The organism is Pseudomonas sp. D(2018), assembly GCF_005502555.1.
GTDB lineage: Bacteria > Pseudomonadota > Gammaproteobacteria > Pseudomonadales > Pseudomonadaceae > Metapseudomonas > Metapseudomonas resinovorans.
Genome location: NZ_SCOK01000030.1, coordinates 1 through 15163, shown reverse-complemented (window position 1 = coordinate 15163; position 15163 = coordinate 1). Strand labels below are relative to the sequence as shown.

12 protein-coding genes are annotated in these 15163 nt (G+C 63.4%); 11 read left to right on the top strand and 1 reads right to left on the bottom strand.

The genetic code is table 11. The annotated features are described in order from the left end of the window. The first annotated feature begins 106 nt into the window (after positions 1-106). The 9 genes from FFS60_RS18545 to FFS60_RS18505 all read left to right on the top strand — a co-directional run bounded on the left by FFS60_RS18545 (position 107) and on the right by FFS60_RS18505 (position 11449). Positions 107-1525, top strand: coding sequence for a short-chain fatty acid transporter (locus FFS60_RS18545; RefSeq protein ID WP_137822793.1), 1419 nt, complete (start codon positions 107-109; stop codon positions 1523-1525). Between the two features lie 278 nt (positions 1526-1803). Continuing rightward, complete coding sequence (kdpF, locus tag FFS60_RS18540; RefSeq protein ID WP_036996920.1) at positions 1804-1893, top strand: K(+)-transporting ATPase subunit F; 90 nt, start codon at positions 1804-1806, stop codon at positions 1891-1893. A gap of 8 nt (positions 1894-1901) precedes the next feature. After that, positions 1902-3602 carry a potassium-transporting ATPase subunit KdpA gene (gene kdpA / locus FFS60_RS18535; protein WP_028627194.1) on the top strand — a complete coding sequence of 567 codons (1701 nt, stop codon included), beginning with the start codon at positions 1902-1904 and terminating at the stop codon, positions 3600-3602. Positions 3603-3614: 12 nt separating this feature from the next. Beyond that, positions 3615-5666 carry a potassium-transporting ATPase subunit KdpB gene (gene kdpB, locus FFS60_RS18530; protein WP_028627195.1) on the top strand — a complete coding sequence of 684 codons (2052 nt, stop codon included), beginning with the start codon at positions 3615-3617 and terminating at the stop codon, positions 5664-5666. Positions 5667-5752: 86 nt separating this feature from the next. After that, complete coding sequence (kdpC, locus tag FFS60_RS18525; protein ID WP_028627196.1) at positions 5753-6304, top strand: potassium-transporting ATPase subunit KdpC; 552 nt, start codon at positions 5753-5755, stop codon at positions 6302-6304. After that, entirely contained in the window at positions 6301-8949 is a 2649-nt protein-coding gene (locus tag FFS60_RS18520) for a sensor histidine kinase KdpD (protein ID WP_137822792.1), read from the top strand. The genes kdpC and FFS60_RS18520 overlap by 4 nt, the downstream gene beginning before the upstream one ends. A gap of 47 nt (positions 8950-8996) precedes the next feature. Beyond that, the gene (locus tag FFS60_RS18515) at positions 8997-9689 is read left to right on the top strand and encodes a response regulator (protein ID WP_028627198.1); all 693 of its coding nucleotides are present in this window, start codon (positions 8997-8999) and stop codon (positions 9687-9689) included. Positions 9690-9769: 80 nt separating this feature from the next. Beyond that, the gene (gene glsB, locus FFS60_RS18510) at positions 9770-10678 is read left to right on the top strand and encodes a glutaminase B (RefSeq protein WP_137822791.1); all 909 of its coding nucleotides are present in this window, start codon (positions 9770-9772) and stop codon (positions 10676-10678) included. 84 nt (positions 10679-10762) lie between these two features. Next, complete coding sequence (locus FFS60_RS18505; protein WP_137822790.1) at positions 10763-11449, top strand: phytanoyl-CoA dioxygenase family protein; 687 nt, start codon at positions 10763-10765, stop codon at positions 11447-11449. A gap of 362 nt (positions 11450-11811) precedes the next feature. Here FFS60_RS18505 and FFS60_RS18500 read toward each other — a convergent pair whose 3' ends face one another. Further along, the gene (locus FFS60_RS18500) at positions 11812-12279 is read right to left on the bottom strand and encodes a BRO family protein (RefSeq protein ID WP_137822789.1); all 468 of its coding nucleotides are present in this window, start codon (positions 12277-12279) and stop codon (positions 11812-11814) included. Between the two features lie 1057 nt (positions 12280-13336). Here FFS60_RS18500 and FFS60_RS28730 point away from each other — a divergent pair. Together FFS60_RS28730 and FFS60_RS18490 are read left to right on the top strand one after the other, a co-directional pair. After that, complete coding sequence (locus FFS60_RS28730) at positions 13337-14200, top strand: TIR domain-containing protein (RefSeq protein ID WP_171016540.1); 864 nt, start codon at positions 13337-13339, stop codon at positions 14198-14200. A 64-nt stretch (positions 14201-14264) separates the two neighbouring features. Next, positions 14265-15101: a TIR domain-containing protein gene (locus FFS60_RS18490; protein ID WP_137822788.1), complete on the top strand. Its 837-nt coding sequence runs from the start codon at positions 14265-14267 to the stop codon at positions 15099-15101. Positions 15102-15163 lie beyond the last annotated feature (62 nt).

The following is a 15163-nucleotide window of genomic DNA, read 5'->3' as shown; positions in this document are numbered from 1 at the left end:
GAAAGAGGGCAAAGACCCTCGGATTCGATCAAGACCACTGTCCCGGCGCCCGGCCGCCATTGCGGCTGGGCGATTGCCGATAAAAACAACACTCCCGAGGTACCCGATGGCCACACAACTTCAAGAAAGCCGCTCAGCACGCTTTGCCATGCGTTGCTCGAACTGGGCGGAACGCTGGTTCCCTGATTCCTGGGTCTTTGCCGCAGTCGCCGTTCTGCTGGTGACGGTCGCTACCCTGGCGATGGGCGCGCCGGCCAGCCAGGCCGCCAAAGCCTTTGGCGACGGATTCTGGAGCCTGATCCCCTTCACCATGCAGATGGCCTTCGTGGTCATTGGCGGCTATGTGGTTGCCAGCTCCGGCCCGGCTTCGCGCCTGATCGACCTGCTGGCCCGCGTGCCGAAGAACGGACGCTCGGCCGTGTGCTGGGTAGCGCTGATCTCCATGGTGGCGTCGCTGCTGAACTGGGGCCTGTCCCTGGTGTTCGGCGGCCTCTTGGTGCGTGCCCTGGCCCGCCGTGAAGAACTGAAGATGGACTACCGCGCCGCCGGTGCCGCCGCCTACCTGGGGCTGGGCGCCGTGTGGGCCCTTGGCCTGTCTTCGTCGGCCGCGCAGTTGCAGGCCAACCCGGCCAGCCTGCCGCCGTCGATCCTCGCCATCACCGGCGTGATTCCCTTCACCGAAACCATCTTCCTCTGGCAGTCGGGTGTGATGCTGCTGGCGCTGATGGTGGTGTCCCTGGTAATCGCCTACATGACCGCGCCCAGCGCCGCCAGTGCGCGTGATGCCAAGTCCTGCGGCGTTGACCCGAGCTTCACCGCGCCGCCGCAAGTCAAGCCGACCCGCCCGGGCGAATGGCTGGAACACAGCCCGCTGCTGATCATCCTGCTGGTGGTGCTGGCCGGTGGTTGGCTGGCCCAGGAGTTCGCCAGCAAGCCGGCGATCACCGCCATTTCCGGCCTGAACACCTACAACCTACTGTTCATCATGGCGGGCGCGCTGCTGCACTGGCGTCCGCGCAGCTTCCTCGATGCCGTGACCCGAGCGGTGCCCACCACCACGGGCGTGCTGATCCAGTTTCCGCTGTACGGTTCCATCGCTGCGATCATGACCACGGTCAATGGCAGCGACGGCCAGACCCTGGCCCACCACATCTCCACCTTCTTCGTGCAGATCGCCAACCACGACACCTACGCGCTGCTGATGGGCGTGTACTCCGCCGTGCTGGGCTTCTTCATCCCGTCCGGTGGCGGCAAGTGGATCATCGAGGCGCCCTACGTGATGCAGGTGGCCAATGAACTGCAGTACCACCTGGGCTGGTCGGTGCAGATCTACAACGCCGCGGAGGCGCTGCCGAACCTCATCAACCCCTTCTACATGCTGCCGCTGCTGGGCGTGCTGGGCCTGAAGGCGCGCGACCTGATCGGCTTTTCCTTCGTCCAGTTGCTGGTGCATATCCCGCTGGTGCTGGTGCTGCTGTGGGGCCTGGGCAAGACGCTGGCCTACATTCCGCCGGTCATGCCCTGACGTTTCGACTCGGGGGTGACCCTCACCCCCAGCCCCTCTCCATGCCACGGAGAGGGGCCCGTGCCTGACCGCCCGCGCTAGCCCGGCAGTCGGCACGAACAATCCCCGCCTTCCTCCAGGCGAGGGGCAGTGAAGATCGTTGGCCCCGGAACGGGGCCAACTTGCCACTTCTTTACGCTTTCTTGATGCCCCCGCGCTCCCTCTGGGCTCGTTCCTTTACGCCCTCCGTTCCGACAATGGCTCCACGGCGGCATAGACCGCATTCAGGAGCACAAGCAATGAGCATTCTCGACGGGGTGTCCCTGGTTCTGGCCATGGGACTTTTCATTTATTTGCTGGTCGCGCTGCTGCGCGCCGAGCGCGGCTAGGAGGCCACATGCAACTTCAGGACATCGGCCTCATCCTGGCCTTCTTCGTGCTGGTGCTGGCGCCGGCACCTTTCCTCGGACGCTTCTTCTACCGGGTGATGGAGGGACAACGCACCTTCCTGACCCCGGTTTTCTCGCCCGTCGAGCGTTTCTGCTACCGGGTATCAGGCGTCGACTCCGAGCGTGAGCAGGATTGGAAGACCTACGCACTGGCCCTGGTGGCCTTTTCCCTCGCCAGCCTGGTCGTTCTGTTCTCCATCCTCATGCTGCAAGGTGCATTGCCGCTGAACCCGCAGAAATTGCCGGGCCTGGAGTGGAGCCTGGCGTTCAACACTGCCGTCAGCTTCATGACCAATACCAACTGGCAGGCCTACAGCGGTGAAGCCAGCCTGAGCTATTTCAGCCAGATGGTCGGCCTGGGCGTGCAGAACTTCGTCAGCCCTGCTGTCGGCCTGGCCGTACTGGTCGTGTTCTGCCGCGGTATTGCCCGTCGTTCGACCGACAGCATCGGCAACTTCTGGGTCGACCTGACTCGCGCGACCCTCTACGTGCTGCTGCCGTTGTGCCTGCCGCTGGCGCTGTTCCTGGTCTGGCAGGGCGTTCCGCAAAGCTTCTTCGACTACGCCCATGCGGTGACCCTGCAGGGCGCCGACCAGAGCATCCCGCTGGGGCCTGCCGCCAGCCAGATCGCCATCAAGCAACTGGGCACCAACGGTGGCGGCTTCTTCGGCGTCAACTCGGCGCACCCGTTCGAGAACCCCACGGCCTGGAGCAACCTGCTGGAGATGGCTTCCATCATCCTGATCCCGGCGGCCCTGGTGTTCACCTTCGGCCACTACGTCAAGGACCTGCGTCAGAGCCGTGCGCTGCTGGCCTGCATGCTGGTGCTGTTCGTCATCGGCCTGGGCGTGACCCTGTACAGCGAATACCAGCCGAACCCGGCCCTGGCTGCACTGCCGATCGAGCAGAGCGGTTCGCTGGAAGGCAAGGAAAGTCGCCTCGGTATCGCCGCTTCGGCGCTCTGGGCCGTGACCACCACCGCGGCGTCCAACGGTTCGGTCAACGCCATGCATGACAGCTTCAGTGCCCTGGGCGGCATGATCCCGATGTTCAACATGATGCTCGGCGAGATCATCTTTGGCGGCGTTGGTGCTGGCCTCTACGGCATGCTGCTGTTCGTGCTGATCGCCGTGTTCCTCGCCGGCCTGATGATCGGCCGCACCCCGGAATACCTCGGCAAAAAGCTGGAGGCCCGCGAAGTGCGTCTGCTGGTGGCGACCTTGCTGGTCATGCCGGTTGGCGTGCTGGTGTTCTGCGGCCTGGCCATCAGCCTGGCGGGCCCGGCGGCTTCCATCACCAACCCCGGCGCCCACGGCTTCAGCCAGGCCCTGTATGCCTACACCTCGGGTACCGCCAACAACGGTTCGGCCTTCGCTGGCTTCGGCGCCAACACGCCGTTCCATAACGTGTTGATCGGCCTTGCCATGATTCTCGGCCGCTTCGGCTACATCCTCCCGGTGCTGGCCATCGCCGGCAGTCTGGCAGCGAAGAAGCGCGCGCCGCTTGGCGCCAACAGCTTCCCTACCCACGGCCCGCTGTTCGTCACCTTGCTGATCCTGACCATTCTGCTAGTCGGCGGCCTGACCTTCCTGCCGGCGTTGGCCCTTGGGCCGATCGCCGAACACCTCGCGCTGATCCAGGGCTTCTAACGGAGAACCATGATGAATGCCCCCATGCAGGCGCTCAAAGGCGCCAAGCAGCAACCCAAGACCTCCTTCGCCGCGCTGTGGAAACCAGCGCTGCGCCAGGCCTTCGTCAAGCTGGACCCGCGCCAGCTGGTACGTTCGCCGGTGATCCTGGTGGTCGAGCTGACCGCGGTGCTGACCACCGTTCTTTGCTTCATCCCCAACCCGGCGGTGAGCACCGGCCTGGCCGTGCAGATCGCCCTCTGGCTGTGGTTCACCGTGCTCTTCGCCAACTTCGCCGAAGCCTTGGCCGAGGGCCGTGGCAAGGCCCGCGCCGACAGCCTGCGTGCTGGTAGCCAGGGCCTGACCGCGCGCCGCCGCAAGGCCAATGGCCAGTTCGAGACCGTTCCGGCCGCCAGCCTGCGTCGTGGTGACGTGGTGCGGGTTGAAGCCGGTGAGTTGATCCCCGGTGATGGTGAAGTGATCGAAGGCATCGCTGCGGTCAACGAAGCGGCCATCACGGGCGAATCGGCGCCGGTGATCCGCGAGTCCGGTGGCGACCGTTCCGCCGTCACCGGCAACACCCGCATCGTTTCCGACTGGCTGCTGGTGAAAGTCACCGCCAACCCCGGCGAGTCCACGCTGGACCGGATGATCGCCCTGGTGGAAGGCGCCAAGCGCCAGAAAACCCCCAACGAGGTGGCGCTGGACATCCTGCTGCTCGGCCTGACGCTGATCTTCCTGTTGGTGGTGGCTACTCTGCAGCCCTTCGCCCGCTATGCCGGTGGCGACCTGCCGCTGGTCTATCTGGTAGCGCTGCTGGTGACCCTGATCCCCACCACCATCGGCGGCCTGCTGTCGGCCATCGGCATCGCCGGCATGGACCGCCTGGTGCGCCTGAACGTGATCGCCAAGTCCGGCCGTGCAGTAGAGGCCGCGGGTGACGTGCATGTGCTGCTGCTGGACAAGACCGGCACCATCACCTTCGGTAACCGCCGTTGCAGCGCGATGATCAAGGCCCCCGGCGTGGCCGGCAAAGAACTCTCCGACGCCGCGCTGCTGGCTTCGCTCGCCGACGAGACGCCGGAAGGCAAGTCCATCGTCGAATACCTGCGCGCGCTGCACGCCATGCAGGAGCCGGCTCGCGACGAGATTACCGTCATTCCCTTCACCGCCGAGACCCGTCTCTCCGGCGCCGACTGGGCTGGCCACAGCTACCGCAAGGGTGCTGTGGATGCGGTACTCGACTGGGTCGGCATGGCTCGCGAGGACATGCCGGCGCCGCTGGCCCGCGAAATCGAGAAGATCGCCCAGAGTGGCGGCACGCCGCTGCTGGTGGCGGCCGACGGCAAACTGCTGGGGGCCATCCACCTCAAGGACGTGGTCAAGCCTGGCATCCGTGATCGCTTCGCCGAACTGCGCCAGATGGGCATCCGCACCGTGATGGTGACCGGCGACAACCCGCTGACCGCTGCCGCCATCGCCGCCGAGGCCGGGGTGGACGACGTGATCGCCGAAGCCACGCCGGAGAAGAAGCTGGCGCGCATCCGCCAGGAGCAGGGCGAAGGCAAGATGGTCGCCATGTGCGGCGACGGCGCCAACGACGCACCGGCGCTGGCCCAGGCCGACGTGGGTCTGGCCATGAACGACGGCACCCAGGCCGCCCGCGAGGCTGCCAACCTGGTGGACCTGGATTCCGACCCCACCAAGCTGCTCGACGTGGTGCAGGTGGGCAAGGAACTGCTGGTGACCCGTGGCGCGCTCACCACCTTCTCGGTGGCCAACGACGTCGCCAAGTACTTCGCCATCCTCCCGGCGCTGTTCGCCGGCATCTACCCGCAACTGGGTGTGCTGAACATCATGGAGCTGGCCAGCCCGCAAAGCGCCATCCTCTCGGCCATCGTGTTCAACGCGCTGATCATCATCGGCCTGATTCCGCTGGCCTTGCGCGGGGTACGGGTGCAGGCCGCGGACGCCGCCAGCCTGCTGCGCCGCAACCTGCTGATCTACGGCCTGGGCGGCATCGTCGCGCCCTTCGTCGGCATCAAGCTGATCGACGTCCTGCTCAACGCAGTGGGACTGGTGTGAACTAGCCCCCTCTCCCTCTGGGAGAGGGGCCGGGGGTGAGGGTTTCTCACCCCCGCAAGACTTAGATTTCCCGCGAGGAACTGAATATGCTTAGCCAACTCCGCCCAGCCATAAGTCTTCTGGCCCTGATGACCTTGATCACCGGCGTCGCCTATCCGCTCACCGTTACCGGCATTGCCCAACTAGCCTTCCCCGAGCAGGCCAACGGCAGCCTGGTGCATGACGCCAAGGGCGAGGTGCGCGGCAGCTCGTTGCTGGCGCAGAACTTCGACGGCCCCGAGTGGTTCCAGCCGCGCCCGTCGGCCGCAAGCTTTGCCACCGTAGCCAGCGGCGCCAGCAACCTGGCGCCGAGCAACCCGGCCCTGGCCGAGCGCATCAACAAGGACGCGCACCGCCTGGCCACCGAAGGCCACGGCAAGGTGCCCATGGCCCTGGTCACCACATCGGGCAGCGGCCTCGATCCGCACCTGCCGCCGTCGGCCGCGCGTTTCCAGATTGCACGCATCTCGGCCGAACGCAGCCTGCCGGCCGATTCCCTGGAGCGACTGGTGGAACAACACACCGAGCGGCCCCTGATCGGTCCGGCGGTGGTCAACGTACTGGCCCTGAACACAGCGTTGAATGAGATGACTCGATGAGTGATGCGCAGCGCGCCGATGCGCTTCTGGCCGAGATGCCCCAGGGAGGGCGCGGCCGACTGAAAGTCTTCCTCGGCGCCGCACCTGGCGTGGGCAAGACCTACGCCATGCTGCAGGCCGCCCAGGCGCAACTGCGCCAGGGCGTCGACCTGCGCGCCGCCGTGGTGGAAACCCATGGTCGCGCCGAGACCGAAGCCATGCTCGCCGGACTGCCGCAGCAACCGCTGCGGCGTTTCGATTACCGCGGCATGCAACTGACCGAGATGGACCTGGACGGCATCCTCGCCCGTCCGCCGCGCCTGGCCCTGGTGGACGAGCTGGCCCATACCAATGCCCCCGGCAGCCGTCACGCCAAGCGCTGGCAGGATGTGCAGGAGCTGCTCGACGCCGGCATCGACGTCTACACCACCGTCAACGTCCAGCACCTGGAAGCGCTCAACGACCAGGTGCATGACATCACCGGCGTGCAGGTACGCGAGACCTTGCCGGACTGGGTCCTGCAGGAGGCTGACGAAATCCTCCTGGTCGACCTGCCGCCCCGCGAACTGCTCGAACGCCTGCGCGAAGGCAAGGTCTACGTGCCTGAGCAGGCGCGCGCCGCCATCGACGCCTTCTTCTCCCAGACCAACCTCACCGCCCTGCGCGAGCTGGCCATGCAGACTGCCGCTGCACGGGTGGATGCCGACCTCAATCGTCGTTACCGCCAGCGTGGCCTGGAAGCACCGGCTGTGCGCGGGCGACTGCTGCTAGGTATTGATGGTGACCATCAGGCCGAGCGCCTGGTGCGTCATGCCAGCCGGGTGGCCGAGCGGCGCCACCTGCCCTGGTCGGTGGTGCATGTGGACACAGGCGGAGTGCGCTCGGAAGAGTCTCGCGCCTGTCTGCAAGCAGCTCAGCAACTGGCAGAACGCCTGGGCGGCGAGGTGGTAACCCTGCGTGCCGAATCGGTGGCCAAGGCCCTGGTCCAGCACGCCAACGAGCGCCGTGCCAGCCTGTTGCTGGTCGGCCGCAGCCGTCAGCGTCTGCGCCGCCGCCTGCTCGGCCGAGGGCTGGCGGAGCGCTTGCTGCACCTTGGCGAGGGACTGGAAATCAGCGTGCTGGATACCGAAGCTGACCGTCGCCCACCCAGTCCGCGCGCCAGCGATTCTGCGCGTCTGGTGGACTACGGCCTGGCGGTGCTGGCCGCCATCACCGCCAGCGCCCTGGCCTGGTTGGTGTCCCATTCCCTGGAACTGCCGAACATTTCCCTGGTGTTCCTCGCCGCCGTGCTGCTGGTTGCGGTTCGCAGCAGCCTGGGACCTGCGCTGCTGTGCGCCGGATTGTCCTTTCTCGCGTACGACTTCCTGTTCATCCCGCCGACCTTCTCGTTGACCATCGCCCGCCAGGAAGACGTGCTGACGCTGCTGTTCTTCCTGCTGATGGCCGGGCTGACCGGCAACCTGGCCTCGCGCCAGCGCCGGCAGTTGGATGCCCTGCGTGATACCCAGTCGGAAACCACGGCATTGCTCGACCTGTCGCGCAAGCTCACCGCCGCCACCGACCGCCAGGCTGTCCTGAATGTCGCGATTCAGCAGTTTGGCGCCTGGACGGATGTGGAGGTTTGCCTGCTTTCCCGAGGCCGAGATGGCATCTGGAAGGTGGAAGCGGGCGTTCAACGCCTGCTGGCTGACCAGGAGCGGGCAGCGGCGGAATGGTCCTGGCAACACGACCAACCGGCGGGCCTGGGGACCGACACCTTGCCGGGCGGGCGCTGGTGGTGGCTACCGCTGTCGGGCGAGGAAGGGCCGCTGGTGCTGCTGGGCATCAGCCCGCGCGACGAAGCGCCGCTTCCGGCGGGCCGGCGTCGGCTGATCGCCGCCCTCGGCCAACCGCTGGCCCAGGCCCTGGCCCGTGCCCAGTTGGCCGAAGACTTGGAGGCCGCGCGCCTGCACGGCGAAACCGAACAGTTGCGTAGTGCATTGCTGGCGTCGGTTTCCCATGACCTGCGTACGCCGCTCACCGCCATGCGCGGCTCCATCGACAGCCTGCTGGCCCTGGGCGAAGCCATTCCCATGGCGGACCGCCGCGAGTTGCTGGAAGGCACCCGCGACGAAGCCGAACGCCTGGACCGCTACATCCAGAACCTGCTGGACATGACCCGCCTCGGCCATGGCGGCCTCAAGCTGGCGCGCGACTGGGTGGCCCCGGTGGACATCGTCGCCAGCGCGCTGCAGCGCCTGCGCCCGGTACTGGCGCCGTTGCAGGTGGAAACCCGGGTGCCGGAGCAACTACCGCTGCTTTATGTCCACGCCGCGTTGATCGAGCAGGCGCTGGTCAATGTGCTGGAGAATGCTGCGCGCTTCTCGCCCAGCCAGGGGCGCCTGAGGGTTGCGGTGGAAGCGGACGAAACCGAGCTGCGTTTCTCCGTCAGCGACCAGGGGCCGGGTATTCCGCCGGAAGAGCGCGACAGGATCTTCGACATGTTCTATACCGCCGCACGGGGTGATCGGGGCGGGCAGGGTACGGGCCTGGGCCTGGCCATCTGCCAGGGCATGGTCGGCGCCCACGGTGGCCGCGTGACCGTGAGCGACGGCCTGGACAGTCGCGGTGCCACCCTGACCCTGCACCTGCCGCTGCACCCGCAGCCGCAGTTGGAAGAAGAATGATTGCAGTAAATGCGCTCCAGCAGGATACCGATTCAACGAAGGACCCCATGACAACCAACCAACCGACCATCCTCGTCATCGACGACGAAGCGCAGATCCGCAAGTTCCTGCGCATCAGCCTGGCTGCCCAGGGCTACCGGGTGCTGGAGGGCGCCAATGGCCGCGAAGGGCTGGCCCAGGCGGCATTGGCCAAGCCCGACATGGTGGTGCTCGACCTCGGCCTGCCGGACATGGACGGCCAGGACGTGCTGCGCGAGCTGCGCGAATGGTCCCAGGTACCGGTGCTGGTGCTCTCGGTACGCGCCAGCGAGGGCGAGAAGGTGCTGGCCCTGGACGGTGGCGCCAATGACTACGTGACCAAGCCGTTCGGTATTCAGGAGTTCCTCGCCCGCGTGCGGGTGCTGCTGCGCCAGGGCGCTCCTGGCGAGCAGCAGGAAGCCAGCGTCACCAGCGGCCCATTGCGGCTGGACTTCGCCTATCGCCGGGTGACCCTGGACAACGAAGACGTGTCGCTGACCCGCAAGGAGTACGCCGTGCTCGCCCAACTGGCCCGCCACCTCGGCCGGGTGGTCACCCAACAGCAGTTGCTCAAGGACATCTGGGGGCCGACCCACGTGGAGGACACCCATTACCTGCGCGTGGTTGTGGGGCACCTGCGCCAGAAGCTCGGCGATGACCCGGCCAACCCGCGCTTCATCATTACCGAAGCGGGCGTCGGCTATCGGTTGAAAGAGGCCTGAACAAGGCTGTGCCGTCACGCCCGCGGCGCGCGTCCAGTGCTCCATGAGCGCGAAGACGCTCTCTCAACGGAAGGACCGGCATGCAGCAACTGTTGAACGAAATCCTCGATGAAGTCCGCCCCCTGATCGGCCAGGGCAAGGTCGCCAGCTACATTCCCGCACTCTCCAGTGTCAGCGGGGACCAGCTCGGCATTGCCGTCTACAGCAACGACGGCGAACTCTATTACGCGGGTGACGGCCTGACGCCGTTCTCCATCCAGAGCATCTCCAAGGTCTTCAGCCTGGTGCAGGCCATCCAACACTCGGGTGAGGACATCTGGCAGCGCCTGGGGCACGAGCCTTCAGGCCAACCGTTCAACTCGCTGGTGCAGCTGGAGTTCGAGCGCGGCGTGCCGCGCAACCCCTTCATCAACGCCGGCGCCCTGGTGATCTGCGATATCAACGAATCGCGTTTCGCCGCACCGTCGCTGTCCATGCGCGACTTCGTCCGGCGCCTGTCGGGCAACCCCCATGTCGTGTCCGATGAAGTGGTGGCCCGTTCCGAGTACCAGCACCGTGCGCGCAACGCCGCCATGGCCTACCTGATGCAGTCCTTCGGCAACTTCCGCAACGACGTGGAGGCCGTGCTGCACAGCTACTTCCACCACTGCGCGATCCGCATGAGCTGCGCCGACCTGGCCCTGGCCTTCAGCTTCCTCGCCAACAACGGCGTCAGCCCCCACAGCGGCGAGCAGGTGCTCACCCCGCGCCAGGCCAAACAGTTGAACGCCATCATGGCCACCAGCGGCCTCTACGACGAAGCCGGCAACTTCGCTTACCGCGTCGGCCTGCCGGGCAAGAGCGGGGTAGGGGGCGGGATAGTCGCGGTGGTGCCGGGGCGCTTCACCGTCTGCGTCTGGTCGCCGGAACTCAACGAGGCCGGCAACTCACTGGCGGGCATGGCGGCGCTGGAAAAACTGTCCGAGCGGATCGGCTGGTCGATTTTCTAACCTCCCCCCGACGCACCGGACGCTGCCCGTCCAGAGTCGGGCCGATCTGCACGCCGCGTGGCTGATAAGGAAATCGAGAACGCTATGACCGATCGCGAGCAACTCCAACGCAATGGCTATGTGCTGCTCCGTCGAGCCATACCGACCGAATGGCTGGATGACCTTCGCGCCGCGTTCGATGCAGGCGTGAAACCATCGAACCAATGGCCTGTGCCACGTGGCATGGACTGGTGCCATGCGCAGTTGGACCTCGATCCCAAGGTCCAGGCGGCGTGTCGCCTACCGGCGCTGCTGGCAGCGGTGGGCGAGTTGATCGGGGAGCGGTTCTTCCTTTCCCAGGTGGAGGGGCGCGAGCCCCTTGCCGGTGGCGGTCACCAGCGACTGCACCGTGACCTGTCGGCCCAGCGGCCCGGCGACATGGTCAACGCCCTGGCGTTTCTCGACGACTACGGCCCCGAGAACGGCGCCACGCGCATCGTCCCCGGCAGCCATCGCCCCGAGCCGGGCGAGCCACCCTTTGACTTCAACGACGAATCCCGCTCGGTGCCACTTTCAGGCACGGCGGGCGACATCCTCGTGTTCGATGTCGACCTCGTGCACGCCGGCAGCCTGAACGCCTTCGGCGCTCGCCGTCGCTCCCTGCTGATCAGCTATTTCTCGGAATCTCTCTACGCCTCACACCTCGAAACCACGAGCTTGCGAGGCGTTCGGATGGACACGAGCGAACGGTTCGACCCTGCGGATTCTGCCCTGGGCGGCCCTGTAGCCTGATCAGGCCCATAAGCGCCATTGCGTTGGTTGTGTCTGCGTTAAGTGTTGCCAGCAGGTATTGAGCCAGTTCACTCAGGCCTCCTGAAGGGGCGCAGTCGCCGCCCCACCTAATCTGACCGGTTTCAGGCCCATGTGGGTTTCAGGATGACCCCTGTCTCGCCGGCGCGAGTCACCCCTCTCCATTCAGGGAGAGGGGTTGGGGGAGAGGGGAGACTGGCACGGAGGTCTGGAGGCCTTGAGTTGAAGGGCTTCCCTCTTCGTTGCAACAACCAGCGCACACAAAGCCGCGCCGCAGGAGCGGCTTCAAGTCACCGGGACGCCGGTCGCTCACTGCCTGATCCGCTGCTGCTCGTGCTCAAGCCTCATGGCAACACCTCCTGGCTGTCCTTCATCAACACCGGCAAATCCCGCCAGGCCACCCACACTTCGCGCTGCCACTTCACCACGCCGATCTTGCGGTCGTCCCACGTGAGAAAGGCCCGGCGCGGCTCCGCACTCAGGTCGCGGTGATAGTCATGCAGCGTCGGCACCAGCACCTCGCTCAACCAGCGACTGATCTCGACATACCCCGGCCGACCGAAGCGAAACAGCACCTTGTAGGCCCCGGCATCGCTGATGGCTTCCACTTCTTCATGAAAGCCACTGGCGCTCGCCAGCAAAACGGTACGCCTTTCAAAACGCTCCAGGGCATCGAGCAAACGGCGGGAATTGCGAACCCCCATCAACTGGGCAAAGTCATGGGCGACGAACCAGGGCAGGTTGTCGATCATCACGGCGCGCAGGCGCTGGGTGTGGTGATGGAAAACGATGGGGGTGTATGCGTCGTGCATGGCGAAGCTCCTACTAGTCCGTTGAGGCTTGCCGTCATTCGCTGTCATTCGAAGGGCGGCAAATCGCGCGGGGTTGACAGACCGGCTAGTAGGCACCGGCAGACCACGAGGGTCTCCCCGCGCGACCTGCCATAGAGCAGAGCAGTCAAAAACTGCATGCGTGTGAATGCCTGCAAGAAACGTCCGCCGTTTCTCGCATGCACCATGCGGCGCATTCGCGCCTACTAATTCAGGCTGTCAAACCCGGCCACGGGATTGACCGTGGCCGGGGCAGGATAGGGATAGAGCTGGGGGAGGGCAAGGGGAGTGGGCTAGCCACGCATGTCAGGCGGCTTTCGACCCAAACCAGCCGGTCGCGACAGGCAACAATCGGCCAAAAGGGGACATCTCGTTGATGTCTAAAAGCTCAGGGTCGATTAACCTCTCAGGCATGACCAAGGCCGCGATTTACTGCCGAGTGCCTACACCATGACTGCGCAAGCCTTGCCCGCTTCCTGTTTGACAACTGTAGGGGGCTGCGCTAATTAAAAGTAGGATTTAACAACACCAGCGATAAAGGAAGTCGACCATGAGTATCAAGCCTGGCCCTAAAAGAACAAACGAAGATGGTACTCCGGACAAGAGGCAGAGAGTCACGCCTGAAAGGCAGAAGGATCATCCAGACCTGAAACCCCATAAGCATAAAAAGGGGGAGTAGGATCGAAAAGCAGCTCCCGAGGGCTGCTTTTTTATTTGTGTAAGAATATACCTGGTCGTCATGACCACCATGATGATCAATCACGCTGTGTAGTGAACGAAAGAGACAGGGGATTACACGAATCGACGATAGGCAGTAATCGGTAAATAGCGGACATTCCTTGCTGCGCTACACGGGTACGATGTCATGGCAGTTTTCCTCCTCAAAAACATGTCGAGAGACTATAGAAAAGACCAGAACAAGTCGAAGCCCTCATGACTGGCTGCTAGCTGATGCTGATCGCTCGGTGCCGCTACACAGTTTTGCACCAGCCTCCCGTAATGGCATGATGAGCACATTGCCACACACCAAGGACTAGCTATGGCTCGGAAGTCGCCACCACCGACCGTTCAACCGAAGGTTCACTTGACAGCGGAGCAGCTGCAGAAAGGAATCGACCGGCTTGAGCAACGAATCACTGACCTCGATGCGTTTGATCTCAACACACTTAAGAGTGGAACCTCTCCTGAACTCCAAGTTCTAGAGCGAAGTATTGAGGATACGTTGGAGCGGTGCTTCGGAGTAAACACTACCGCAGCCAATCGTTATAAAGAGGCGTACGAGTTGCATTACCAGGTGATGGTTTGGGTTTCGGGGATGCCTGAGCCCAACTACAAAGCGCGAACGAAAGAAAAAATTGAAGAAGCTAGAGCGTTGCTGGGGCAAGCGATCAATGCATTGAAAACAGATCTTGAAGACCTAGAACCTAGCATTGTCACCCCAGCTACGAATGCTCGCCCGACAACTGATTCTTCACGCGTATTTCTCGTACATGGACATGACGATGCAGTCCGTGAAACCGTTGCGCGCTTTCTCGAAAAGCTTGGCCTTCAAGTAATCATTCTTCACGAGCAGGCTAATGGGGGACGTACGATCATCGAGAAAATCGAGCACCACTCCGACGTAGGAATGGCTGTTGTGCTGCTAACACCCGATGATGTTGGAGGTAAGGCGGGCGGCCAGATGGAGCCTCGCGTGAGACAGAATGTCCTACTGGAGCTTGGATACTTTATGGGAGTACTGGGTCGTCAAAAAGTCTGCGCTCTGAGGTCTGGAAAAGTAGAAATACCTACAGACTTTGCCGGCGTGGTTTGGACTGAAATGGCGGGCGAATGGAAAACTGCAATCGCCCGCGAGTTGAAAGCGGCCGGCTACGATATCGATTGGAACAAAGTTATGAGCTAAAACCCCTTAAACAAACAAGCCGTGTTATTTCATGGCGTTCTGTTAGTGACCGAGAGATATTGCTGTGTCCATAGAATTCCTGGTTAGCAAATTCGACAAAGTAAGCTATTTACAAAACCTACTGGTCGGTCGCGCCACGGGAAATGCCGCCGATCCGGCTGAGTATCTCCAACTTCGACGTGAGTTGCTAAACGATCCTGAGATTGAGGGCCGGCTTCCTGCGTTCGTTAGGCAACACGGGTCCCTTGATACTTTCTGGACCTGGATCAAGGGAAAGTTCCAGACGTACGCCGAGCGAAGGACGTTCCTTTCCGAGCAGTTCACACCACTCTTGGACTCCTTGGAGTTCCCTGCCATCTCTCGTCCCGCTCCTTCTCCTCCTCAATTCATACAGCCAACCGGCGTTGGCCCTTTAACCCCAACGCCGTTCGTTACTCCGGCGCCAGTTGTTGCAAGAAACAAGCGGAAGGTTTTCATCGTTCACGGAAGAGACGATCTCGCACGAGTTGAAGTCAGTCGATTTATCGAAGGTCTTGGACTCGAAGCAATCATTTTGCACGAGCAAGCCAACGCTGGCATGACCATTATCGAGAAAATTGAGCGATACACAAACGACGCCGATTTTGCGCTTGTCCTCTATACGCCATGCGATCAAGGCCGTGGGCACCACGAGCGAAATGCCACTCCAAAGGATCGGGCTCGTCAGAACGTTGTATTTGAGCACGGATACCTTATGGCAAAGCTCGGCAGAGAAAATGTTTGCGCTTTGGTGAAAGGCGAGATTGAAACGCCGAACGACATTAGCGGAGTGGCTTATGTTCTGCATGACCAACTTGGCGCATGGAAGATGAAAGTGGTTACGGAACTTAGGGCCTGCGGCTATACAATCAGCACTTGGTGACTTAGCAACGGTGGACTAAGCGACTTCTCGCGGTTTTCGAGATCGCGGCTCAGCGCCCCCGC